General features: G+C 72.1%; 28 protein-coding genes. 16 read left to right on the plus strand and 12 right to left on the minus strand.

Features of this window, described 5'->3' with window-relative positions:
* Positions 1 to 375: 375 nt before the first annotated feature.
* Positions 376 to 2,322, plus strand: coding sequence for a HelD family protein (locus tag ABZO31_RS14735; protein WP_406865358.1), 1,947 nt, complete (start codon positions 376 to 378; stop codon positions 2,320 to 2,322).
* Between the two features lie 197 nt (positions 2,323 to 2,519).
* Here ABZO31_RS14735 and ABZO31_RS14740 read toward each other — a convergent pair whose 3' ends face one another.
* Entirely contained in the window at positions 2,520 to 3,212 is a 693-nt protein-coding gene (locus ABZO31_RS14740; protein ID WP_406861666.1) for a copper homeostasis protein CutC, read from the minus strand.
* 56 nt (positions 3,213 to 3,268) lie between these two features.
* Positions 3,269 to 4,195 (minus strand): hypothetical protein, encoded by a 927-nt coding sequence (locus ABZO31_RS14745; RefSeq protein WP_406861667.1) that lies wholly within the window; start codon positions 4,193 to 4,195, stop codon positions 3,269 to 3,271.
* A 170-nt stretch (positions 4,196 to 4,365) separates the two neighbouring features.
* Here ABZO31_RS14745 and ABZO31_RS14750 point away from each other — a divergent pair, with 170 nt between their 5' ends.
* The 4 genes from ABZO31_RS14750 (at position 4,366) to ABZO31_RS14765 (ending at position 9,106) form a co-directional block, all read left to right on the plus strand.
* Complete coding sequence (locus tag ABZO31_RS14750) at positions 4,366 to 4,593, plus strand: cation transporter (protein WP_406861668.1); 228 nt, start codon at positions 4,366 to 4,368, stop codon at positions 4,591 to 4,593.
* 47 nt (positions 4,594 to 4,640) lie between these two features.
* Positions 4,641 to 6,947 (plus strand): heavy metal translocating P-type ATPase, encoded by a 2,307-nt coding sequence (locus ABZO31_RS14755; RefSeq protein WP_406861669.1) that lies wholly within the window; start codon positions 4,641 to 4,643, stop codon positions 6,945 to 6,947.
* A 237-nt stretch (positions 6,948 to 7,184) separates the two neighbouring features.
* Complete coding sequence (locus ABZO31_RS14760) at positions 7,185 to 8,399, plus strand: sensor histidine kinase (RefSeq protein ID WP_406861671.1); 1,215 nt, start codon at positions 7,185 to 7,187, stop codon at positions 8,397 to 8,399.
* Entirely contained in the window at positions 8,396 to 9,106 is a 711-nt protein-coding gene (locus tag ABZO31_RS14765; RefSeq protein ID WP_406861672.1) for a response regulator, read from the plus strand. The genes ABZO31_RS14760 and ABZO31_RS14765 overlap by 4 nt, the downstream gene beginning before the upstream one ends.
* Here the strand turns inward: ABZO31_RS14765 and ABZO31_RS14770 are convergent.
* Positions 9,096 to 9,371: a hypothetical protein gene (locus ABZO31_RS14770; RefSeq protein ID WP_406861673.1), complete on the minus strand. Its 276-nt coding sequence runs from the start codon at positions 9,369 to 9,371 to the stop codon at positions 9,096 to 9,098. The genes ABZO31_RS14765 and ABZO31_RS14770 overlap by 11 nt on opposite strands.
* 160 nt (positions 9,372 to 9,531) lie before the next feature.
* Complete coding sequence (locus ABZO31_RS14775) at positions 9,532 to 9,771, minus strand: hypothetical protein (protein WP_406861674.1); 240 nt, start codon at positions 9,769 to 9,771, stop codon at positions 9,532 to 9,534.
* A gap of 222 nt (positions 9,772 to 9,993) precedes the next feature.
* Between ABZO31_RS14775 and ABZO31_RS14780 the strand changes: the two genes are divergently transcribed.
* The gene (locus tag ABZO31_RS14780; protein ID WP_406861675.1) at positions 9,994 to 10,704 is read left to right on the plus strand and encodes a hypothetical protein; all 711 of its coding nucleotides are present in this window, start codon (positions 9,994 to 9,996) and stop codon (positions 10,702 to 10,704) included.
* 114 nt (positions 10,705 to 10,818) lie between these two features.
* The gene (locus ABZO31_RS14785; protein WP_406865359.1) at positions 10,819 to 12,042 is read left to right on the plus strand and encodes a Cmx/CmrA family chloramphenicol efflux MFS transporter; all 1,224 of its coding nucleotides are present in this window, start codon (positions 10,819 to 10,821) and stop codon (positions 12,040 to 12,042) included.
* Between the two features lie 53 nt (positions 12,043 to 12,095).
* On the opposite strand, the gene ABZO31_RS14790 is transcribed toward ABZO31_RS14785, so the two are convergent.
* Together ABZO31_RS14790 and ABZO31_RS14795 are read right to left on the minus strand one after the other, a co-directional pair.
* Positions 12,096 to 12,395 (minus strand): DUF4031 domain-containing protein, encoded by a 300-nt coding sequence (locus tag ABZO31_RS14790; protein WP_406861676.1) that lies wholly within the window; start codon positions 12,393 to 12,395, stop codon positions 12,096 to 12,098.
* A gap of 19 nt (positions 12,396 to 12,414) precedes the next feature.
* The gene (locus ABZO31_RS14795) at positions 12,415 to 12,771 is read right to left on the minus strand and encodes a hypothetical protein (RefSeq protein ID WP_406861677.1); all 357 of its coding nucleotides are present in this window, start codon (positions 12,769 to 12,771) and stop codon (positions 12,415 to 12,417) included.
* A 77-nt stretch (positions 12,772 to 12,848) separates the two neighbouring features.
* On the opposite strand from ABZO31_RS14795, the gene ABZO31_RS14800 reads away from it, so the two are divergent.
* The 6 genes from ABZO31_RS14800 (at position 12,849) to ABZO31_RS14825 (ending at position 17,638) form a co-directional block, all read left to right on the plus strand.
* The gene (locus ABZO31_RS14800; protein WP_406861678.1) at positions 12,849 to 13,808 is read left to right on the plus strand and encodes a MurR/RpiR family transcriptional regulator; all 960 of its coding nucleotides are present in this window, start codon (positions 12,849 to 12,851) and stop codon (positions 13,806 to 13,808) included.
* 79 nt (positions 13,809 to 13,887) lie between these two features.
* Complete coding sequence (gene murQ / locus ABZO31_RS14805; protein WP_406861679.1) at positions 13,888 to 14,817, plus strand: N-acetylmuramic acid 6-phosphate etherase; 930 nt, start codon at positions 13,888 to 13,890, stop codon at positions 14,815 to 14,817.
* 6 nt (positions 14,818 to 14,823) lie between these two features.
* The gene (locus ABZO31_RS14810; RefSeq protein WP_406861680.1) at positions 14,824 to 16,401 is read left to right on the plus strand and encodes a PTS transporter subunit EIIC; all 1,578 of its coding nucleotides are present in this window, start codon (positions 14,824 to 14,826) and stop codon (positions 16,399 to 16,401) included.
* Positions 16,402 to 16,562: 161 nt separating this feature from the next.
* Positions 16,563 to 16,769: a type II toxin-antitoxin system RelE/ParE family toxin gene (locus ABZO31_RS14815; protein ID WP_406865360.1), complete on the plus strand. Its 207-nt coding sequence runs from the start codon at positions 16,563 to 16,565 to the stop codon at positions 16,767 to 16,769.
* The gene (locus tag ABZO31_RS14820; protein ID WP_406861681.1) at positions 16,766 to 17,101 is read left to right on the plus strand and encodes a helix-turn-helix domain-containing protein; all 336 of its coding nucleotides are present in this window, start codon (positions 16,766 to 16,768) and stop codon (positions 17,099 to 17,101) included. Before ABZO31_RS14815 ends, ABZO31_RS14820 begins: the two co-directional genes overlap by 4 nt.
* A gap of 186 nt (positions 17,102 to 17,287) precedes the next feature.
* Positions 17,288 to 17,638, plus strand: a complete 351-nt coding sequence (locus ABZO31_RS14825; protein ID WP_406861682.1) for a deoxyxylulose-5-phosphate synthase — start codon at positions 17,288 to 17,290, stop codon at positions 17,636 to 17,638.
* Here ABZO31_RS14825 and ABZO31_RS14830 read toward each other — a convergent pair.
* The gene (locus tag ABZO31_RS14830; protein WP_406861683.1) at positions 17,613 to 18,122 is read right to left on the minus strand and encodes an NUDIX hydrolase; all 510 of its coding nucleotides are present in this window, start codon (positions 18,120 to 18,122) and stop codon (positions 17,613 to 17,615) included. The genes ABZO31_RS14825 and ABZO31_RS14830 overlap by 26 nt on opposite strands.
* Before the next feature lie 50 nt (positions 18,123 to 18,172).
* Entirely contained in the window at positions 18,173 to 18,457 is a 285-nt protein-coding gene (locus ABZO31_RS14835; protein ID WP_406861684.1) for a hypothetical protein, read from the minus strand.
* Between the two features lie 13 nt (positions 18,458 to 18,470).
* Between ABZO31_RS14835 and ABZO31_RS14840 the strand changes: the two genes are divergently transcribed.
* Genes ABZO31_RS14840 through ABZO31_RS14850 form a run of 3 tightly spaced genes read left to right on the plus strand, consistent with a single transcriptional unit; the run spans position 18,471 to position 20,030 of the window.
* On the plus strand, positions 18,471 to 19,328 hold the full coding sequence (locus tag ABZO31_RS14840; protein ID WP_406861685.1) for a helix-turn-helix domain-containing protein: 858 nt from the start codon (positions 18,471 to 18,473) through the stop codon (positions 19,326 to 19,328).
* The gene (locus ABZO31_RS14845; protein WP_406861686.1) at positions 19,309 to 19,578 is read left to right on the plus strand and encodes a DUF397 domain-containing protein; all 270 of its coding nucleotides are present in this window, start codon (positions 19,309 to 19,311) and stop codon (positions 19,576 to 19,578) included. Before ABZO31_RS14840 ends, ABZO31_RS14845 begins: the two co-directional genes overlap by 20 nt.
* Positions 19,575 to 20,030, plus strand: coding sequence for a hypothetical protein (locus tag ABZO31_RS14850; RefSeq protein WP_406861687.1), 456 nt, complete (start codon positions 19,575 to 19,577; stop codon positions 20,028 to 20,030). The genes ABZO31_RS14845 and ABZO31_RS14850 overlap by 4 nt, the downstream gene beginning before the upstream one ends.
* A gap of 16 nt (positions 20,031 to 20,046) precedes the next feature.
* On the opposite strand, the gene ABZO31_RS14855 is transcribed toward ABZO31_RS14850, so the two are convergent.
* The 4 genes from ABZO31_RS14855 to ABZO31_RS14870 form a co-directional block, all read right to left on the minus strand.
* Positions 20,047 to 20,514 (minus strand): hypothetical protein, encoded by a 468-nt coding sequence (locus ABZO31_RS14855; protein WP_406861688.1) that lies wholly within the window; start codon positions 20,512 to 20,514, stop codon positions 20,047 to 20,049.
* Positions 20,515 to 21,031: 517 nt separating this feature from the next.
* Positions 21,032 to 21,466, minus strand: a complete 435-nt coding sequence (locus ABZO31_RS14860; RefSeq protein ID WP_406861689.1) for a hypothetical protein — start codon at positions 21,464 to 21,466, stop codon at positions 21,032 to 21,034.
* Between the two features lie 68 nt (positions 21,467 to 21,534).
* Positions 21,535 to 21,954 carry an RNHCP domain-containing protein gene (locus ABZO31_RS14865; protein ID WP_406861690.1) on the minus strand — a complete coding sequence of 140 codons (420 nt, stop codon included), beginning with the start codon at positions 21,952 to 21,954 and terminating at the stop codon, positions 21,535 to 21,537.
* A 27-nt stretch (positions 21,955 to 21,981) separates the two neighbouring features.
* A complete protein-coding gene (locus ABZO31_RS14870) occupies positions 21,982 to 22,353 on the minus strand; it encodes an RNHCP domain-containing protein (RefSeq protein WP_406861691.1) in 372 nt (123 codons plus the stop codon).
* Positions 22,354 to 22,505 lie beyond the last annotated feature (152 nt).

Consider the following 22,505-nt stretch of genomic DNA (forward strand, 5'->3'; position numbering starts at 1 on the left):
ATACCGAGCACATCGCCCTGCGGTCGGAACCCCCTCCCCCGCCCCCTACGACGCGGGGCGGACCCCGTCCCCTACGGGTCGTAAACCGTTCGCCTCCACGACACTGCGGGGGCTACACTCGTCCGCTTCCCGCCTCCCTCACCGGAGTGCCCGCCCGTCTCCCACCGCCACCCTCAACGGACGCCCTTCGGGCGGCTGCCCGGTTTCCGTCCGGTCGGAAACCGGCGGCCACCTCGTCGTGTCCGCGTACGTATCCGCCCGGAGGCTTCCACCGTGTCCGTGCCCGTGTCCGTGCCCGAGTCCACCACCGACCCGGCCGACCCGCTCGCCCGCGAGCGCGCCCATCTCTCCGCCTCCCGTTCCGCGCTGCGCGCGATGCGCGAGGAAGCGGAGTCGCTCGACATCACGGACGTCACCGCGAACTGGGTCAACTCCCTCGTCCTGCAACGGCAGATCGAGGACCGGATCAAGGCGCTCGCCGACCTCGCGCACACCCCGCTGTTCTTCGGCCGGCTCGACTACCTGCCCACCACCCAGCACGGCCAGCGCTTCTACATCGGCCGCCGGCACGTCCACGACGCCGCCGGCGACCCGATGGTGATCGACTGGCGCGCGCCGGTCTCGCAGCCGTTCTACCGGGCGTCCAGGAAGGACCCGCAGGACGTGGGGCTGCGCCGCCGCTTCGGCTACACCGGCGGCGACCTCACCGCGTACGAGGACGAGCACCTCACCGACCCGGCGGAGGCCGAGACGGTCTCGAAGCTGCTCCAGGCGGAGATCGAACGGCCCCGCGTCGGCCCCATGCGCGACATCGTCGCGACGATCCAGCCCGAGCAGGACGAGATCGTCCGCTCCGACCTGTCCGGCACGGTGTGCGTACAGGGAGGCCCGGGAACCGGAAAGACGGCGGTGGGCCTGCACCGCGTCGCGTACCTGCTCTACGCGCACCGGGAACGTCTGGCCCGCACGGGCACGCTGGTCATCGGCCCGAACCGCTCCTTCCTCCACTACATCGAGCAGGTGCTGCCCGCCCTGGGCGAGCTGGAGGTCCAGCAGGCGACCGTGGACGACCTGGTCGCGCATGTCGAGGTGCGGGGCGAGGACGCGGCGGCGACGGCCGTGGTGAAGGGCGACGCGCGCATGGCGGAGGTCCTGCGGCGCGCCCTCCGCTCGCACGTGACGCTGCCGACGGAGCCGCTGATGGTGGTCCGCGGCTCGCGGCGGTGGCGGGTGCCGGCGTACGAACTGGAGGAGATCGTCCGGGAGTTGCTGAACCGGGACATCCGGTACGGCGCGGCCCGCGACGCCCTGCCGCAGCGCATCGCGCACACGGTCCTGGTCCGGATGGAGCAGGCGGGCGAGGCGCCGGACGACCGGGTGCAGGACGCGGTGGCGCGCAACGCGGCGGTGAAGGCGGCGGTGAAGGCGTGCTGGCCGCCGGTGGACCCGGCGAAGCTGGTCCTCCGGCTCCTCGGCGACCCCGACTTCCTGGCGGAGCACGCGGCGGGGGTCCTCACGGAGGACGAGCAGAAGCTGCTGCTCTGGGCGAAGCCGTACCGGAGCGTGAAGTCGGCGAAGTGGTCGGCGGCGGACGCGGTGCTGATCGACGAGGCGAAGGACCTGGTGGAGCGGACGCACTCGCTCGGCCACGTGGTCCTGGACGAGGCGCAGGACCTGTCGCCGATGCAGTACCGCGCGGTGGGCCGGCGCTGCACGACAGGCTCGGCGACGGTCCTGGGCGACCTGGCGCAGGGCACCACGCCGTGGGCCACGGAGAGCTGGGCCCAGGCGCTGGGGCACCTGGGGAAGCCGGACGCGGTCGTGGAGGAGCTGACGGCGGGCTTCCGCGTCCCGAAGGAGGTCATCGCGTACGCCTCCCGACTGCTCCCGCACATGTCCCCGGGCCTGTCGGAGGTGTCCTCGGTCCGAGAGGCGCCGGGGTCGCTGACGATCACACAGTCGTCGGCCCTCACCGAGGACGTGGTGGCGGCCTGCGTCACGTCCCTCACCCAGGAGGGATCCATCGGCCTGATCGCCGCGGACGCGCGGATCGCGCCGCTGGCGGAGGCGCTGGGGGCGGCGGGCCTGGCGTACCTGTCCCCCGGCGAGGAGACGACGGCGGAGTCCCGTCTGACGCTGGTCCCGGCGTCGCTGGCGAAGGGCCTGGAGTACGACTACGTGGTCCTGGACGAGCCCTCGGCGATCGTCGACGGCGAACCCGACGAACGCACGGGCCTCCGCCGCCTGTACGTCGCCCTGACCCGAGCGGTCTCGGGCCTGACGGTCGTCCACGGCACGGATCTGCCGACGCAGCTGGCGTAGGGCCCGGCCCGGGGGCCGGGGGCGTCGCTCGCGCAGTTCCCCGCGCCCTGACGGGGCGGGCGTGTCCGGCCGGATCCCCGCCCCTTCGGGGCGCGGGGAACTGCACGAGCGGCCACAGTGGACCCGCAGGCGGAGGCCCCGCCCCCGGCAGGCCCGCGGCGGAGCCGCTGATCGATACTGCGGGAAGGGGTGGGGGGCTAGAACCCCTCCACCGCGCGCCGCCACTCCGCGACGGCCTTCGCCGAGACCGGCGCCGTCCACCCATGAGGACGCGCCGCGCCGCCGATGTGGAACGCGGCAAGGCCCGCCGCGCGCAACGCCGGCAGGTGGTCGAGCCGCAATCCGCCGCCCACCAGGATCTCCGGCTCGTAGCCCGGCTCCCCCACCCGGCCCGCCTCCTCCGCCAGCACCCGCAGCCCGTCGTCCACCCCCGTCGCCGCCCCGGCCGTCAGGTACGTGTCGAGGCCCGGCAGATCCGCCAGCAGCTTCCGCAGCCCGTCCCGGTCCGCGCAGCGGTCGATCGCCCGGTGGAACGTCCACCGGCAGCCGTCGATCACCGCGAGCAGCCGCTCCACCGCCACCAGATCCGGCTGACCGTCCGCCGTCAGGAAGCCGAGGACGAACTCCTCCGCCCCCGCCTCCCGCAGCGACTCCGCCCGCCCCACCAGCGCGTCCACGTCACCCGCGGCGAAGCCGTCCTCGAGCCGGAGCATCACCCGCAGCGGGATGTCCACCGCCGCGCGGATGGCCGCGAAGCGCTCCTTGGAGGGGGTCAGCCCGTCCGCCGCCATGTCGGTGACCAGTTCGAGGCGGTCCGCCCCGCCGGCCTGGGCCGCGACCGCGTCCTCCTCGTCGAGGGCGATCACCTCCAGCACTGCACGGTCGCTCATCGAGCCCGATCCTCCCAGGTTGCGGCTACAGGTCTAGTCCAATGTTCGGGACCAGACTAGCCGTGGGAGTGCGCGGACGCATCGTGCGCACCACCCTGCCCACCCGCGTACACGGTGAACGCCGCCGTCCGCACCTTCCCCTCGTGCCGGAAGTCCAGGAAGAGCCGGTACGCCCCCGCACTCGGCGCCGTCGCGGTGAACGAGACGTCCGGGCCGGGCCCGCCCTCGTTCGGGTGGACGTGCAGGTACGCGAGGTCGCCCTCCCGCAGCGCGACCAGATGCCCGTACGCCCCCAGGTACGGCTCCAGGTCCGTCACCGGCCGGCCGGCCTTCGAGACGGTGAGCTTCAACTCGCCCGCCTTCCCCGGGTCCAGCGTGCCGCCCAGCCGCACCTGGTACCCGTCCACCGTGGCCGTCGGCGCGACGGCCGGCAGCGGCTGCGGGGCGTACGCGCCCGGGACCGAGACGTCCACGCCGAGCGTGACCGGCTTCGCGCCCTTCGCCGCCGGCACGAAGTCCGCGAACGCCTTGTACGCACCCGCCGCCGGCAGATCCACCGGCGTCGACCACGTGCCGTCCGCCGCCCGCACCGGGTGCAGGTGCCGGAAGACCGTCAGGTCGCGCGAGGCGACGATGAAGTGCATCTCCTTGTCGTGCTCCGTCTTGTACGCGGTGACCTTCTTCCCGGCCGCGTCCTTGACCGAGAACTTCAGCACGCTCTTCCCCTGCGCCGGCTTCGGCGTCTCGAGCGCGAGCGTGTAACCGCCCTCGGAGACCTGGAGCCCGCCCGCGGCAGGATCGGCGGCCCCCGGCTCGGCGGCGGCGGCCCCCTCATGCCCCCCATGACCGTCGCCGGCCTGCGCGCGCTCCGCCGCCTTCTTCGGCCCGTCCACGGGACCGACGGCCGCGCCGACCCCGTACGCGGTCCCGAACGTCGCGGCCAGGGCGGCGGCGAAAGCGGTGATCTTCACTCCGGTGTACATGGCGGCTCTCCCATCCTGATGACTGCGCATGCCCTTTCCCTGCACCTCACCATACCCCTGGGGGGTATCAAGTCAAGCGGGCCGAGGCGCTTGCGCGAAGTACGGGAGGGGGGTATACATGAACCCGAGCCGATACCCCCCAAGGGTATCCCACACCGAAAGAGGCCGCCATGTCCGTCACCGAGAGCACCCTCACCACCTACCGCGTCTCCGGCATGAGCTGCGGCCACTGCCGGACCGCGATCACCAGCGCGGTCACGGCGCTCGACGACGTGCTCGCCGTCGAGGTCGACATCGCCGGCGGTCTGGTCACCGTCACCACCACCGGCGAGCCCGACGAGGCGGGGATCGCCGCGGCGATCGACGACGCGGGCTACGAGCTCACCGGCCGCGCCTGAACCGACGCACCCCGACCCGACGCATCCGTCCACGAGGAGCAGCACTCATGACCACCACGACATCCGGCGCCGCCCAGGTCGAGCTCGCCATCGGCGGCATGACCTGCGCCTCCTGCGCCGCGCGCATCGAGAAGAAGCTCAACCGCATGGACGGGGTCGAGGCCACCGTCAACTACGCGACGGAGAAGGCGAAGGTCGTCTTCGACGCCGACGTCTCCGTCGCCGACCTCATCGCCACCGTCGAGGCCACCGGCTACACCGCCCAGGAGCCGGAGCCGCCGAAGAGCGAGACCTCGGGTGCCGCGGACGGCCCCTCCGACGAGGAGAAGGCCGACGCCGAACTCCGGCCCCTGAAGCAGCGCCTGATCACCGCCGTCGCGCTCGCCGTCCCGGTGATCGCGATGGCGATGATCCCGGCACTCCAGTTCTCGTACTGGCAGTGGCTCAGCCTCACCCTCGCCGCTCCGGTGGTCGTCTACGCCGCCTGGCCGTTCCACAAGGCCGCCTGGACCAACGCGCGGCACGGCGCGGCCACGATGGACACGCTGATCTCGGTCGGCACGATCGCCGCGTTCGCGTGGTCGCTGTGGGCGCTGTTCTTCGGCACCGCCGGCACACCCGGCATGACGCACCCCTTCGAGTTCACGATCGCCCGCACCGACGGCGCCGGGAACATCTACCTGGAGGCCGCGGCCGGCGTCACCGCCTTCATCCTGGCGGGCCGCTACTTCGAGGCCCGCTCCAAGCGCAAGGCGGGCGCCGCCCTCAGGGCGCTGATGCAGCTGGGCGCGAAGGAGGTCACCGTCCTGCGACGGGGGTCCCCCCTGCTCGAGCGAAGCGGAGAGTTCGGGGGAGGCCAGGAGCTCACCGTCCCGACCGCCGAACTCCAGGTCGGGGACCGCTTCCTGGTCCGCCCCGGCGAGAAGATCGCCACCGACGGCACGGTCGTCGAGGGCTCCTCCGCCGTCGACGCCTCCATGCTCACCGGCGAGTCCGTCCCGGTCGAGGTCACCGTCGGCGACTCCGTCACCGGCGCCACCCTGAACGCGGGCGGCCGTCTGGTCGTCGAGGCCACCCGGGTCGGCGCGGACACCCAGCTCGCCCGGATGGCCAGGCTCGTCGAGGACGCGCAGAACGGCAAGGCGGCCGCCCAGCGCCTGGCCGACAAGATCTCCGCGGTCTTCGTCCCCGTGGTGATCGCCCTCGCCCTCGGCACCCTCGGCTTCTGGCTCGGCACCGGGCAGGGCCTGACCGCCGCGTTCACCGCCGCCGTGGCCGTCCTGATCATCGCCTGCCCCTGCGCCCTGGGCCTGGCCACCCCGACCGCCCTCATGGTCGGCACCGGCCGCGGCGCGCAGCTCGGCATCCTGATCAAGGGCCCGGAGGTCCTGGAGACCACCCGCAAGGTCGACACCATCGTCCTGGACAAGACCGGCACCGTCACCACCGGCCGGATGACCCTGCTGCAGGTGCACTCCGCGGAGAACGTGACCGAGACCGACGTCCTGCGCCTGGCCGGCGCCCTGGAGCACTCCTCCGAGCACCCGATCGCCCAGGCCGTCGCCACCGGAGCCGCCGCGAAACTCGGCACGCTCCCGACGCCCGAGGACTTCGCGAACGTCCCCGGACTCGGCGTCCAGGGCATCGTCGAGGGCCACGCCGTCCTCGTCGGCCGCGAGAAGCTCCTCGCCGAGTGGGCGATGGAACTCCCCGAGCCCCTCAAGTCCGCCAAGCAGGAGGCCGAGAAGAAGGGCCGGACGGCCATCGCGGTCGCCTGGGACGGCGAGCCCCGCGCGGTCCTGGAGGTCGCGGACGCGGTCAAGGAGACGAGCCCCGAGGCGATCCGCCGCCTCAAGTCCCTCGGCCTCACCCCCATCCTCCTCACCGGCGACAACAAGACGGTCGCCGAGGCGGTGGCCGCCGAGGTGGGCATCGACACCGTGATCGCGGAGGTCATGCCGCAGGACAAGGTGGACGTGGTCAAGAGGCTGCAGACCGAGGGCCGTTCGGTCGCCATGGTCGGCGACGGCGTCAACGACGCCGCCGCCCTCGCCCAGGCCGACCTGGGCCTGGCGATGGGCACCGGCACCGACGCCGCCATCGAGGCCGGCGACCTGACCCTCGTACGAGGCGACCTGCGCGCCGCGGCGGACGCGATCCGCCTCGCGCGCAAGACCCTCGGCACCATCCACTCGAACCTGTTCTGGGCCTTCGCCTACAACGTGGCCGCCCTCCCCCTGGCCGCGGCCGGGCTGCTCAACCCGATGATCGCGGGCGCGGCGATGGCCTTCTCCTCGGTCTTCGTGGTCGGCAACAGCCTCCGCCTCCGCGGCTTCCAGCCCACGGACAGGTAGCGCACCACGAACGGGAGCGGGGGACGGGGAGGGGGTCGCGTTCGGGACGTAAAGCGTGTTGTGTGGCGCGGCAGAAACGGCTCCAACTCCAGCGACCCGAGCGCGCCGTAAATCATGCGGTCCCGAATGCGACCCCCGGAACGTCGCACGCGGCACAGACCACGCCGGCGGTGTCGACCACGGATGTACACCCGAGGCCGGATGACCACCCACCGACTCCCGCCTACGCTCACCCACATGCCCGCCACCCCGTCAGCCCACCACCCCCTGGTCACACGACTGTCGCCCGGCGAATGGGCGGCAGTCGTCTGGTGTGTGGGCCTGACGCTCACGATCCTGGCAAGGCTGCGCCTGCCCGGCGAGAGCGAGCCGCAGTACCGAGCGGGGTCCCAGTTGTTCCGCTGGGACGGCCCCGTGCTCTTCGGCCTGGCGACCGCGCTGACGGTGTACGGCTGCTACCTCCTGCACCGCCGCCCGCTCAGAGCACTCGCACTGATGCTGCTGGGGTCGGTGACGGCCACGTCCCAGCTGAGCGTGAGCGAGATACCGATGGCTCAGTTCGTGACCGTCGACCTCGCCCTGTACGCGATCGCCGCCGCGCACCCGCGCCGCACCGCGAGGCACGCGCTGACCCTGGCACTCGGCACTCTCGCCCTGCACCAGGGCTACCGCCTGCTGAGGCACTGGCCGGCCGGGATGTCCGCGGAGCTGGCGGTGGCCCTCGTCGCGGTGGTCGCCTGGCTCCTCGGCCGGTCGGCGCGCCAGTCGCGTGAGCACACGGCACAAGCGACGGCGCAGGCCGAACGACAGGCGGTCACGGCCGAACGGCTGCGCATCGCCCGGGAGATGCACGACCTCGTCGCCCACACCATCGGCATCGTCGCCCTGCAGGCGGGCGCGGCCGCCCGCATCGTCGAGACCCGCCCCGAGAGGGCCCGCGAGGCGATGCTGGCGGTGGAGACGGCGGGCCGCGAGACGCTGTCCGGCCTGCGCCGGATGGTGGGCACCCTGCGAGAGGACGAACCCGCCCGGAACACAGCCGAGTTGAATCCCGCCGCCACCCTCGCCGACCTGGACCGCCTGGCCGCCACGACCACCGCCGCAGGCGTACGGGTGGACCTGCGGCGGGACGGCGAACAGCGGGCGCTGCCGCCGGAGCTGGAGCTGTCGGCGTACCGCATCGTGCAGGAGTCCGTCACCAACGTCGTACGGCACTCCGGGGCCCCGTCCTGCGAGGTGCGGGTCGCCTTCGGCGAGGAGCACCTGGCCGTCACCGTGACGGACGAGGGCCGCGGCGGGTCGCCCGACGCCCCCGGCGCCGGGCACGGCATCGCCGGGATGCGCGAGCGAGTCGCCCTGCTGCACGGGGAGTTCGCCGCCGGCCCCCGCCCCGAGGGCGGCTTCCGGGTGTCCGCCAGACTGCCTGTTCCCGCACCCGAGGAGACCGTGTGAGCGTGAGCGCCCGCGAGCCCGTCCGCGTCCTGCTGGTGGACGACCAGCCCCTGATCCGTACCGCGCTGCGCCTCGTCATCGAGGAGCTGCCGGACCTGGAGGTCGCCGGCGAGGCCGGGACCGGCGACGAGGCGGTCCGGCTGGCCGCGGCGGAGCGCCCGGACGTGGTCGTGATGGACGTCCGGATGCCCGGCATGGACGGCATCGAGGCGACCCGCCGGATCACCACGGCCGACGCCGCCGCCCGCGTCCTCGTCCTGACGACCTTCGACGAGGACGAGTACGTCTACGGGGCGCTGCGCGCCGGCGCGTCCGGCTTCCTGGTGAAGGACATGGGGATGGACGAGATCCTCACCGCGGTCCGCGTCGTCGCGGCGGGCGACGCGCTGATCGCACCGGGCGTCACCCGCCGGCTGATCAAGGAGTTCGCGGGCCGCCCGGCGGACCCCGCACCGGCCCGCCCGCTGAACGCGGTGACGGACCGGGAGCGCGAGGTGCTGACGCTGGTCGGCAGCGGCCTGACGAACACGGAGATCGCGGAGCGGCTGGTGATCAGCGTCGCGACGGCGAAGACGTACGTGACCCGGCTGCTGGCGAAGCTAAACGCCCGCGACCGGGTCCACCTGGTGATCATCGCGTACGAGGCGGGCCTGGTCGGCACCGCCCGGGACGCGAGAGTTCAGGGCATGACGACGCTCAGGGAATGACGACGTTCAGGGCCTCGTAGACCTTCGGCTCCATCGGCGGGGTGCCGGTGTCCGCGAAGATGGGGCGGGCCTGTTCGGCGAAGGCGCGGAAGTCGTCGTGGGACTCCCAGACGTCGACGATGATCCACCCGCCGTCGTTGGGCGCGCCGACGTGGGAGACGAGACCCTTGGGCGGGAACCAGGGCGCGCTGGTGATCCGGGAGTGGTTCGCCTCGTACTGCTCCTTGGTTCCGCCGGGGATGTCGATGACGACGAGTACGGCCATGGTGAGAACACCGCTCTCAGTGGACGGAGGACGACGGACGACCCCAGTCGACCAGCACGCACCACCCCGCGCACGACGACGACACCCGAAAGGGGCCGCCCTCCGGGAGGGCGGCCCCTTTCGGGTCCGCCAGCACAGGGGGCCACGCACCCCCTGTCACTCACACACCAGCCTTCTCCGCCGACGCGGCGGAGAAGGCTGGTGTGGCGGCAGCACCGGCAGCAGCCCTGTCGCGCTTCATGACGACCAGCGTCACGACACCACCCACGGCGGCGATCACCGCCGCTCCCACGAACGCGGCGGAGAAGCCGTCGGTGAGGGCCGGCAGGTTCCCGAGCCGGTCCGCGCCCTGCGACATCGCGAGCGCGGTCAGCGCGGCCAGGCCGAGCGCCGAGCCCACGGGTCATCACGGAGGGCGCGATCAGCGCGCCGCCGACGCCCTGGACGGCACGTCCGACGATCTCGACGACGGCGCTCTGCACCGCTGCCGCGACGACGGAGCCGACGATCATGGGAAACGGACCCCGAGGCATACCCCCAGGAGGCACTCCGCGGCACTGCAATATACCCACCGGGGGTATGCACCACAGAGGGCTGAGGGAACTCACGGCAGAATGCCGCCATGGCAGCCGACGCAGCACTCCCCCCGGACGAGGCGGACCTCCTCCACCAGTGGGCCTCGGCCCTGCTCACCGCCCGCGCCGGCGGCGAGGGCCCGGACCCGGCCCCGTACGGCCTCGACCTGCTCGGCCGCTGGGCCGAGCCGCAGCGCCGGTACCACACCACCGCGCACCTGCGGGCGGTCCTGCGGCGCATCGACGAACTCGCCCCGCACGCCCCGGAGTCGGCGAACCTCGCGGTGGTCCGCCTGGCGGCGTGGTTCCACGACGCGGTGTACCGCCCCGACCGCTCCGAGAACGAGGAGCGCAGCGCGGCGCTCGCCGAGCGCGCCCTCCCGGAGGCCGGACTCCCCGACGCCGTCACCGCCGAGGTCGCCCGCCTCGTCCGCCTCACCGTCACCCACCACCCGGCCCCGGACGACACCGACGGCGCGCTGCTCTGCGACGCGGACCTGGCGATCCTGGCGAGCGACGCCGACACCTACGGGGGGTACGTGCGGGCGGTCCGCGAGGAGTACGGCTTCGTCCCGGACGACCTCTTCCGGGCCAGCCGCGCGGACGTCCTGCGCCAGTTGCTCGCCCTGCCGCGCCTGTTCCACACGCCGTACGGCGCGAAGCAGTGGGAGACCCGGGCCCGCCACAACCTGGAACGGGAACTGGCGGAGCTGACGGAGCCGACGGAGCCCACCGGTCCCGCGGACCCGACCGCCTGACCCTCCTCCCATCCACATCGTGAGACGGTCCCCCCGCCGGGAATGACAGGCACAAACCCCCGGTTTACCCATGTCATGCCCTCACCGTCGACGTCATCGCCGCCGCCCGCCCGCATGCCCCTGGCCGTCTACATCCTCGGCCTGTCCGTGTTCGCGCTCGGCACGAGCGAGTTCATGCTGTCCGGGCTGCTGCCGCCGATCGCCGACGACATGGGCGTCTCGATCCCCCAGGCCGGGCTGCTGATCTCGGCGTTCGCGATCGGCATGGTGGTCGGCGCGCCGGTCCTGGCCGCCGCCACGCTGCGGCTGCCGCGGAAGACCACGCTCGTCGCGCTGATCTCCGTCTTCGGCCTCGGGCAGGTCGCCGGCGCGCTCGCGCCGACGTACGAGGTGCTCTTCGCGTCCCGCGTGATCAGCGCGCTCGCCTGCGCCGGGTTCTGGGCGGTCGGCGCGGGCGTCGCCATCGCCATGGTGCCGGTCGGCGCGCGGGCCAAGGCGATGGCGGTCATGATCGGCGGACTGTCGATCGCCAACGTGCTCGGCGTCCCGGCCGGCGCGTTCCTCGGCGAGCACCTGGGCTGGCGGTCGGCCTTCTGGGCCGTCGCCGCCGCCTCCGCGATCGCCCTGGTCGGTGTACTGACCCGGATCCCGCACATCCAGCTGCCCGAGACCACGCCCCGGCTCCGCGACGAGCTGACGATCTACCGCGACCGCCAGGTGCTGCTCACGGTCACGATCATCGCGCTCGCCGCCGGCGGCGTCTTCTGCGCCTTCTCCTACCTGGCCCCGCTGCTCACCGACGTGGCCGGACTCGACGCCGGCTGGGTCTCCGGCGTCCTCGGGCTGTTCGGCATCGGCGCGCTGATCGGTACGTACATCGGCGGCCGGGTCGCCGACGCACATCCCTTCGGCGTGCTGCTCAGCGGCATCACGGCGTCCACGGTGATCCTGGTCGCGCTGGCGCTGCTGGCCTCCAGCCCGGTCGCCGCGATCGTCCTGAGCTTCCTGCTCGGGGTCTCGTGCTTCTACACCGCGCCGGCACTCAACGCCCGTATCTTCAACGTCGCGGGCGCCGCCCCGACCCTCGCCGGGGCCACCGCCACCGCATCGTTCAACATCGGCAACACCGGCGGCCCCTGGCTGGGCGGCAGCGTCATCGACGCCGGCTTCGGCTTCGCCTCGCCCGCGTGGGCGGGCGCGGCGATGACCGCGGTCGCACTCGCGGCCGTGACCGTGGCGCTGCGGCTGCAGCGGCGGGCGAGCGGCTCGCGGGTGGTGATGGGGGCGACGACGGAGGCGGCCACGGAGCAGCAGGAGCCGGCGAAGCAGCGCCGGTAAGGCGGACCGGAGCCGGTAAGGCGGACCGGAGCCGCCCTGTCAGCCGTGAGCCCTCAGCCTCGCGCCGCCGGATCCGCCACAGCGCGACGCTCCCCACGCCGCTTCGGACGCCGCAGCCCCGCCTCCGTGATCCGGCGGACCAGCTCCTTCGAGCCGATCTCGACCGCACCCGCCGCCACCGCATCGGCGTACCGCTCGGACGGCAGGTCGTAATGGTCGCCGTCGAAGGCGCGCGAGGGCGCGCCGATCGAGGCCGCGAAGGCGTGCAGCTCCTCGAACGACACGTCGCTGACCAGGTGGGACCACATCCGTCCGTGGCCCGGCCACTGAGGCGGGTCGATGTAGAGAGTCATGGGCTCAGAGGATCACAGGTCACGACAGACCGCCGACCGGAGCGACGACCACGCCCTGCTTCCCGCACACCCAGTGCGGGTCGGGACCCAGCTCCGGTTCCACGTCGAGAGCGTGCGGGTCGCCGGTGGCGCAGACCGGACAGAGCGGCCAGCGGCCGTACCGCTCGAGGAGCGCGTCCTGGACGTCCTGGGCGACGAGCCCGGCCACGTACGCCACGCCGTCCGGCCACTGCTCCACCCACCAACGGCGGTGCGTCACCGCGTCCTCCACCACCGAGACGACCTCCGCCTGGGCGACGTCGCGCGCCACGAGATCGGCCAGCACCAGCGCGCGAGCGGTGTGCAGCGCCTGCTCGACGGGGTCGATGTCGTCCATGAGGCCATTGTCCACCCGGGCCACCCGGGCCGGACGAGGGGTTGACGGTCCCCCGGGACCGAAAATATCTTTCAAATGTGACCAATGACGTGAAGGAAATTTTCACCGGTACGGACGCCGGCCCCGCGCCGACCGCCTCCGCACCCCCCGGCGACGCACCCCCCGCGCCCGCCGCCCTCGCCGCCAAGGTCCGCACCCTCGCGCCGTCGATGACCCGCTCCATGCAGCGGGTCGCCGAGGCCGTCGCCGGCGACCCGGCCGGCTGCGCCGCCCTCACCGTCACCGGCCTCGCCGAGCTCACCGGCACCAGCGAGGCCACCGTGGTCCGCACCGCCCGCCTCCTCGGCTACCCCGGCTACCGCGACCTGCGGCTCGCCCTGGCCGGCCTGGCCGCCCAGCAGCAGTCCGGCCGCGCGCCGTCCGTCACCGCCGACATCGCCGTCGACGACCCGATCGCCGACGTCGTCGCCAAGCTGGCCTACGACGAGCAGCAGACCCTCGCCGACACCGCCGCGAACCTGGACACCGTGCAGCTCGGCGCGGCCGTCACCGCGCTCTCCGCCGCCCGCCGCATCGATGTGTACGGCATCGGCGCGTCCGGACTCGTCGCCCAGGACCTGGTCCAGAAACTGCTCCGCATCGGGCTGATCGCCCACGCGCACAGCGACCCTCACCTCGCGGTCACCAACGCCGTCCAGCTCCGCTCCGGCGACGTCGCCGTCGCGATCACCCACTCCGGCTCGACGGGCGACGTGATCGAACCGCTCCGGGTGGCCTTCGACCACGGGGCGACCACGGTCGCGATCACGGGCAGACCCGACGGCCCGGTGTCGCAGTACGCGGACCACATACTCACCACGTCGACGGCCCGCGAGAGCGAACTCCGCCCGGCCGCGATGTCCTCCCGCACCAGCCAACTCCTCGTCGTGGACTGCCTGTTCACCGGGGTGTGCCAGCGGACGTACGAGACGGCCGCGCCCGCGCTCGCGGCGTCGTACGAGGCCCTGGCCCACCGCCACGCCCCGCGCGGCCGCTGAGCGCCGGCCCCTTCCGCACCCCTCGTTCGGACCCCTCCTTCGCACCCCTCCGGCGTACGTCGAAAGAGCCCCCCGCCCCATGACCACCCAGGACTACTCCGCCCTCCAGGCCCAGCTCGCCTCCCTCGCCACCGAGGCGTTCCGCCCCGAGCTCGCCGAGATCGACCGGCTGCCCACGCTCGACATCGCCCGGACCATGAACGGCGAGGACGCCACCGTGCCCGGCGCGGTCGCGGCCCGGCTCCCCGAGATCGCCGCCGCGATCGACGCCACCGCCGCGCGGATGGCCCGCGGCGGCCGGCTGATCTACGCCGGCGCGGGCACCGCGGGCCGGCTCGGCGTCCTGGACGCCAGCGAGTGCCCGCCGACCTTCAACACCGACCCGTCCCGCGTGGTCGGCCTGATCGCGGGCGGCCCGTCCGCGATGGTGGAGGCGGTCGAGGGCGCGGAGGACTCCGCCGAACTGGCCGCGGCGGACCTGGAACAGCTGGGCCTCGCGCCCGACGACACGGTCGTCGGCATCTCCGCCTCCGGCCGCACCCCGTACGCCGTCGGCGCGGTCGCCCACGCGCGGTCCGCCGGGGCGCTGACCATCGGCCTGTCCTGCAACACCGACAGCCCGCTGGCGGCCGCCGCCGACCACGGCATCGAGATCGTCACCGGCCCCGAACTGCTCACCGGCTCCACCCGGCTGAAGGCGGGCACGGCGCAGAAGCTCGTCCTCAACATGATCTCGACGATCACGATGATCCGGCTCGGCAAGACGTACGGGAACCTGATGGTCGACGTCCGCGCCTCCAACGACAAACTGCACGCCCGCTCCCGCCGGATCGTCTCGCTGGCGACCGGCGCGGCGGACGCGGACATCGAGCGGGCACTCGCGGAGGCGGACGGCGAGGTCAAGACGGCGATCCTGATGATCCTCGCGGACGTGGACGCGAAGAGCGCGGAACGCCGACTCGCCGAGAGCCGCGGTCACCTGCGGGGGGCGCTGACCGCGGGACAGTAAGGCCCCATGAGCACAGCAGACGCACCGCACCCCAGTGCCCTCGCGGCACAGATCCTCCCGTTGGTCGGCGGCGCGCAGAACGTGGAATCGGTCGCACACTGCATGACGCGCCTCCGCCTGGGCCTGCGGGAGCGCACCCTGGCCCGCGACGAAGAGCTGCGGACGCTGCCTGGGGTACTGGGCCTGGTGGCGGACGGCGACGCGTACCAGGTCGTGCTGGGCCCGGGTGTGGTGGGGAGGGTGACGCGGGAGTTCGCGTCACTGGTGGAGGGGGGCGGGTCGGCGGGGGGCGGGGCGACGGAGGGCCGCTCGGCAGAGGGCCATTCGGCGGAGGGGCATTCGGCAGGGGACGGTTCGGCGGAGGACCGTTCGGCGGAGGACCTGGCGGCGAGAGGCGCGGCGCTCAGAGCCTCGCGCAAGAGGGCGAACGCCACCCCCCTCAAACACCTTCTCCGCCGCATCGCGAACATCTTCGTCCCCCTGATCCCCGCCCTGATCGGCTGCGGCATCATCGCGGGCCTGAACGGCCTGCTGATCAACCTGAAGTGGCTCCCCTCCGTCACCCCCGCGCTGGCGGCCATCGCCTCCGGCTTCATGGCCCTGATCGCGGTCTTCGTGGGCCTGAACACGGCGAAGGAGTTCGGCGGCACGCCGGTCCTGGGCGGCGCGGTGGCCGCGATCGTGGTGTTCCCGGGGGTCGCGAAGATCGACGCGTTCGGCCAGTCGCTGTCGCCGGGGCAGGGCGGGGTCCTGGGCGCGCTGGCGGCGGCGGCGCTGGCGGTGCAGGTGGAGAAGTGGTGCCGCAGGTGGGTCCCGGAGTCCCTGGACGTCCTGCTCACCCCGACGCTGACCGTCCTCCTCTCCGGTCTGGCGACGGTCTACGGCCTGATGTACGTGGCGGGCGAGGTCTCCACGGCGATCGGGGAGGCGGCGAACCGGCTCCTGGGGAACGCGGGCGCGGTGGCGGGCTTCGCGCTCGGCGGCCTGTTCCTGCCGCTGGTGATGCTGGGCCTGCACCAGGCCCTGATCCCGATCCACACGACGCTGATCGAGCAGCAGGGCTACACGGTCCTGCTCCCGATCCTGGCGATGGCCGGCGCGGGCCAGGTGGGCGCGGCGCTCGCGGTGTACGTACGCCTCCGCCGCAACGCCTCGATCCGCCGCACGGTGAAGTCGGCGCTCCCCCCGGGCCTCCTGGGCGTCGGCGAACCGCTCATCTACGGCGTCTCGCTCCCCCTGGGCCGCCCGTTCGTCACGGCATGCGTGGGCGGCGCGTTCGGCGGCGGTTTCATCGGCCTGTTCAACATGCTCGGCACCAAGGTCGGCGCCACGGCCATCGGCCCGTCGGGCTGGGCCCTCTTCCCCCTCCTGCAGGGCGACAAGGGCCTCGCCGAAACAGCCGCGATCTACGCCGGCGGCCTCCTGGTCGGCTACGCGACGGGCTTCGCCGCGACGTACGCCTTCGGCTTCAGCCACGAACTCCTGACGGAGTGGAACGCGGAACCGAAGCCCGACGTCGAGCCCGGCGCCGCGCCTGAGCCCGGCCCGGCCCCGGGCGAGGCACGAGGAGCCCGCGTCACCTGAAGGACGAAACTCCCGCCTCGACCGTAATATGTCGTCAACGACATATTACGGTCCACGGCATGGAGGACCTGCACACGATCGAGCTGGAGCCAGAGGTACACACATGGCTGGACAGCCTTCCGGACAGGCAGTACCGCAAGGTGGAGGAGTAGGCCGCACTCCTGGCCTCCCTCGGAACGAGAACACCCATGCCTTTCGCGCGCCCGCTACGTGACGGGGTCTATGAATTGCGGCCGACACTGGAGGGAGAGGACACGCGGATCAGCTACTGGTTCGCCCCCGGCGGCCGCATCGTCCTTCTGACGGTCTTCCGCAAAACCCGCATGCACGTGGAGTACCAGCGAGTCGAGAAAGGCAGTCGCCCATGAGCCACGCCCGTTGGAAGTCGCCGCGCGCCCGCGCACTGGCCGAAGGTCTCGCCGAGACGCCCGAGATCGCTGCCGAGCGCGCGGAGATCCGGCTGGCCATGGCCTTCGCCAAGGCCGTGTACGACCGTCGCACCCAGCTGGGCCTGTCCCAGGTCGAGGTCGCCGCCCGCGCCGGGCTGACGCAGGCGAAGATCTCCCGCATCGAGGGAGCCGACGCCGTACCGACCCTCTCCCTGCTCCGCCGCCTGGCCGGCGCCCTCGAGGCGTCCCTCACCATCTCCCTCGACGACGACTCGGAGGAAGTCGCCTTCGTCGCCCGGCCCGCGGCCTGAAAGAACGGCAAGGCTGGGAAGATCAGGGAGGGGCGACGACCTCCGGCGGCCGGCGGCTACGACACCATCGTCCCGAAGGCCACGATCAGCCGCGACGCCCTGGAGGCCCGGACCCGCTGGCTCCGCCGGGTCCTCGCCCGCTGAAACCCTGTGGAGCCCGGCGCCGCCCGCTCGTACGCTGGCCCGATGGGCCATGCAAAGACCTCGTACGTCTGCGTACCGTGCCGCGCCTCGTACAAGCAGGATCACGACAGCCACGGCAGCACACGCGAACGCCGCTGCCCGCGCTGCGCGGAGCCGATGATCCACGTCGGCTCCGCCTTCGCCCCGCCCCGCCGCAGGGACACCGCCGCGTGGCGCGCCCTCACCATGCTTCTCGAATCCGGCGTCCGCTTCCACCGGACCGGCTGCTGCGGCGAGGGCCCCGGCTACCGCCCCCGCGCTCCGCGCGAGACGAGGGAGTGGCTCGCGGAGCGTAGGAAGCGGACGGAGTGGACGCCGGAACGCCGCCTCAGGGAAGCCGCCCCTCGCGGTTGACCCCGTTCCCGACGAAGCCGAGGTCGACGGGTGTCACCCCTGCACCGTCCTCCCGCACCCCAGCCAGCAGCCCCGGGAGCTGTGGCGGCCACAACGGCTCACCGTCACCGGCCAGTTCGGCCGGCGACCACCACCGCCACCGCAGGATCCCGTCCGCGGCGTGGGACGCGACGAGGTCACCGACCGGGTCCCGGCGGGGCCCCCGCGCGAGGAAAACGTGCTCATGCTGGCGCACCGGCACTCCCGCCCTGGTGAAGTCGTGCTCCCACAGACACAGCAAGGTGCCGTCGATCTCGATGTCGGTCCACCCGGTCTCCTCGCGCAACTCGCGCGCGGCGGCCTGCAGCGGCGACTCCCCCGGATCCAGCCCGCCACCGGGCATCGCCCAATGGACGCCGACCTCTTCGTTGTCGTACCGGAACAGGAAGACCGACCCCGCCGGCTCCACGACCGCGACTCTCGCCGCTCTTCTGGGCATCCGCATCCCGCAACCCTGCCACCCTGCCGCCGGATCCGGCCCGCCGGGCACGGCCCTCAAGGGAGCAGCGACTCGCGGTTGACCGCCCGCACCCGGGCGCGCAGTACGTCTCCGGGCGACGCGGGTTCCTCCTGAGGCCGCTTCCCACTCAGGACTGCCACGAGCTGCCGCGCAGTGTCCATGTTGCACCGTCCCAGCTCGATCAGCGGATACGGCGCCGCGGGCCCGCTGCCGCCGATGGTCAGCGGATCGACACCCATCGACGGCAGGACGACGTCCACCGCGTCCAGCGCCGCCTTCAGCTGATCGACGACCTGCTGCGCGGCACGCAGCCGCTCCAACGAGCGGGAGTTGATGACCCTGGCCGGAACCGGCGGCCCGAGGAAACCCGACCCTTCTGCCTCCCCCAGAGCGATAATCGGCGCGGAACTCCGCCACGCCCGCGACCGCAAGGCCCTCAGCCAGGAGGCGCTGGGCGAGCTGCTGTTCGTCAGCGGCTCGTACATCGGTCAGATGGAGGCGGGAACGAGACGCATCCCGCAGGACATCGCGTCCCAACTGGACGAGGTGTTGGGGACAGGGGGCTTCTTCGCGCGGAACTGCCGGGCGGCGAACAGGTCGAAGTACCCGGACCATTTTGCGGAGGCGGCGGAGGCGGAAGCTGTGGCCACGACAATCAAGGAGTTCGAGCCCCTGCTGATCCCGGGGTTGATCCAGACGCCGGCGTACGCGCAGGCGTTGTTCCGCGCGTACCGACCGACGGCCGACGAAGCACAGAGCGACGAGTTCGTGGAGGCACGACTCACACGTCGTCGCCTGCTGGACAAGCCAACAAGGCCGTTGTTGTGGGTCATGCTCGGCGAGGCGGCGCTTCGGCAGGAAGTGGGCGGGGCAGCGGTGATGGCGGAGGCACTACGACACGTGGCCACGCTCACGCGCAATCACGCCGTGATCCTCCAGGTACTCCCGTTCACGGCGGGAGCCCATGCATCGCTGGGCGGCCCACTCAAGTTGATGTCCTTCAAGGATGCCCCGCCCCTGGCGTACCTCCAGGGCCTCGGCTCCGGTCGGCTGGAAGACGATCCGGCCACGGTGACGCGACACACCCTCACCTACGATCTGCTCACAGCCGTCGCGCTGCCACCCAGCGATTCCCTGGCCCTGATCGAGTCCGTGGCGGAGGATTACGCCCATGAAGATCGAAAACACTGAGTGCGAACTGAGTACAGCCCTGTGGTTCCGGTCCAGCTTCAGTGACGCCACCGGTGGCGACTGCGTCGAGGTCGCGACCTGGCGCAAGTCGTCGTACAGCGCGGGCGACGGCAGCAACTGCCTCGAAATCTCCGAGGACCACCCCGGCCTCGTCCCCGTACGGGACTCCAAGAACCCGGACGGTCCGAAGCTCGTGTTCCGGGCGGACGCCTGGGCCGCGTTCATCGGCGGTGTGCGGGTAGGGCGTTGAGCGAAGAGCCCGTCTTCATACGGAGCAAGTGGGGGACCAGCCGGTACGTCTACAACCACAACAACCCGGTTGGTCTCGCACTGATCATCCTCACGCCGATCATCGCGTTCGGCGCGCTGTTCCTCATGCAGGCCGAGTCGTCGTGGAGCGACGGCGAACTGCGCGACGCGGTTCGGCAGGCGAACCGGACGCTCGACGGGAGCGTCCACGCCCCGTACGTGCACTCCTCCGTCAGCATCCACATCCGGGATGCCGTGGAGGAGACCGGCGTGGGTCCCGACCTGGGGGTCAAGGTGTTCGAGTACGACGAGGGGCAGTACGAGATCAGCACGGACGACACGACGGTGGAGTTCTGCATGCAGGTCAAGGAGCTGCTGCTGGAGAAGGACCCGATCAGCCCCGTGTATGCCGAGCGGACGCTCCAGACGTCAGTGACGGAAGGCTCCTGCTGACGTCTTCGCCTCTTCGCTACCGCCCGATCGCGGCCGCGGCCGCGCGCGCGAAGCCGGCCACGTTGCGGGGGCAGCGCCAGCCGGCGCCCCCGTCGAGGTCCTGCCACGTGTAGCCGGCGTCGCGCCCGGCCAGCAACGAGAGCACGACTTCGAAGGACTCCAGGTGCGTGTCCAGGTCGTCGTCGCACGGATGCGCGTCGTGATCGCACGCTGCGGGAGCGGCGCCGCCTGCGGTGGACAGCGCGGCGACGACCCGGCGGGCGACGTCGGGGTCGGCTTCGGTGGCGGCGTGGGCGTACGTCCACACCAGGCCGAGCGTGTAGAACGCCGTCACGTCCGGATCGTCGGCCGGCGGGGCAGCCCGCGCCGAGTCGAGCCGTTCCGCACAGTCCAGCAGGGTCTCGTCGTGCTCCCCGAGGAAGTACCCCTGGTAGATCGACTCCCAGTCGTCGATCAGTTCACCCGCATCAGCAATCACGTTCACTGAAACGCCCTGCGGGAGGCGCCGGTTCCCGGTGGGGAGCCCGTAGGGAGGGGTGCTGGGGGCGGAGGTTGCGGGTGGGCTTCTGGTGCGGCCGCCCTCTTTCCGAGTGTGGCGGCTGGAAGGGGCGCGTCAAGGGCGCTCCTATCGTCGCGTCGCTTCGCGATTCCGCTTGCGCTCCACCCTTGACCCGCCCCTTCCAGCCGCCTTTTCACACTCGGAGGGCGGCCGGGGGTGCGGGTCCGCGCGTAGCCCTGCGGTGGTGCCTGGCCGCCGTGGGCGGCCGGCGGGTGGGCACGCACCAGTTGAGTGGGGTGCCCATTGCCGTCTCGGCGGCGACCAGGCCGTCGTGGGGTGCGGTACATGCCCGGCCGGTCATTGTCCGTGGACGTCGGCAAACCGGAGCCTGCCGTTTCGGTGCTCCCAACGCCCCGGAACGACGCGGGAGTGAGGAGACGAGACCTGTGTGACTCAGGAGCCTTCACTTCTCGCTCCGCAGCACCGAAACGACAGACGCCGACTACGTCGAGACGACGCGGCGTCCGGGCCACACCCGGCCGCGGTCCGCCCGGGTCAGAAGGGCGACGAGGTTGCGGTCCCTGCGGATCTCCACCTCGACGACGTACTCACCTCGGGACAGCAACTGCTCGTCGGCGACAAGCAATGCGTCTCGCAGGTGGGCGGCGTGGCCGAGGTGGAGCAAGGCGCCTTGTCGGTCCAGCGTCCGGACGTGATACGTGCTCTGTCCCGGCGGCTCATCGAGCACGCGGACGTCGAATCGTGAGATCGACAGGACCAGTTGTTCCCCGTTGAGTACGTCGACACGGTCGGAGACGCCCTTACGGATCCAGAAGCTCGCGATGCCGGCGGCTTGGGCCAGACCGTGTGCCTCTGTCACGTCCAGTGGGTTCGGGATGCCCTCCTGCCCCGTGGCATCGCGCCGGAACCGGTACATCGGCTCATCGGGATCTATGCGTCCTCCTTGTGTGGTCTTCCGTCTGCATGCTGCCGGAACCGCCCCGGTCACAGGGTGAGCAGGGCGCGGCCGGCGGCCTTGGGGTCGGCGAGGGGTCTGAGGGCGAGGCGGATCAGGGCGAGCGGATTGTCGTCACCGGCTATGCGGTTGGCGCTGAGCTCACCGCAGGAGACGCACTGGTGGATGATCATCCACTCGCCGTCCGGGCGGACGGACATGCCCAGGGCCTCCATCCGGCCATGGCAGTCGGCGTCGCGGTCGCCGGGGATCTTCCGGTCGACGTGCAGGCTGGCCAGGCAGTTGGGGCAGTGGTTGCGGTGCGCGGTGCCGGGTGCGTCCAGGGAGACATCGAGGCGGCAGGCCGTGCACCGGAAGTCGTTGGCCCGGTGGCCGCCCTGAGTGTGCAGGACATCCTTGAGCCGCTGCGGGCGACGGCGCCCACGGTAGCTGCGGTTGTTGCGCGACATGAGGGTGCTCCTTTCCTTCTCGGAAGGTCAGAGGGTTCCGAACGCTTCGAGCGGGAAAGGCGGTTGGGCCAGCGGGCGGACCGCCATGCGCATCAGGATGAGTTGGTTGTCGTCCGTGCAGACCGGGTTGGAGGTGAGCTCATCGCAGCGGACGCAGCGGTGGATCACCCTCCAGTCACCGGTGCGGAGCACGGCGATGGCGATCGGGGACATCCGGCCCTCGCAGTCGCTCGGACCGCCCTCGACGTGGTCGAGAACGTGCCGGGAGTGCAGGCAGGACGGGCAGTGGTTACGCGGCGTGCCGTCGGCGGCGTACGCGGACACGGTCAGACCGCACCACGCGCAGGCGAAGGTGCTGAGGCTGAGAGTGTTGTTGTTCTTGGTGGTGTGGTTGGACACCCGGGTGCTCCTTGCTGGGAATGGGTCAAGACAGCAAGAGCAGGCCGAGTGGCCTCGTCAAAGAGCAGCCCGACGGCGCCGCGGAACGGCGGACAGGCAGGTCAGAGCACCGGAGGACACGTCCGGCAGCGGCCCGGAAGTACGGGCAGCGG

This window comes from Streptomyces solicamelliae (genome assembly GCF_045348655.1).
Lineage (GTDB): Bacteria > Actinomycetota > Actinomycetes > Streptomycetales > Streptomycetaceae > Streptomyces > Streptomyces solicamelliae.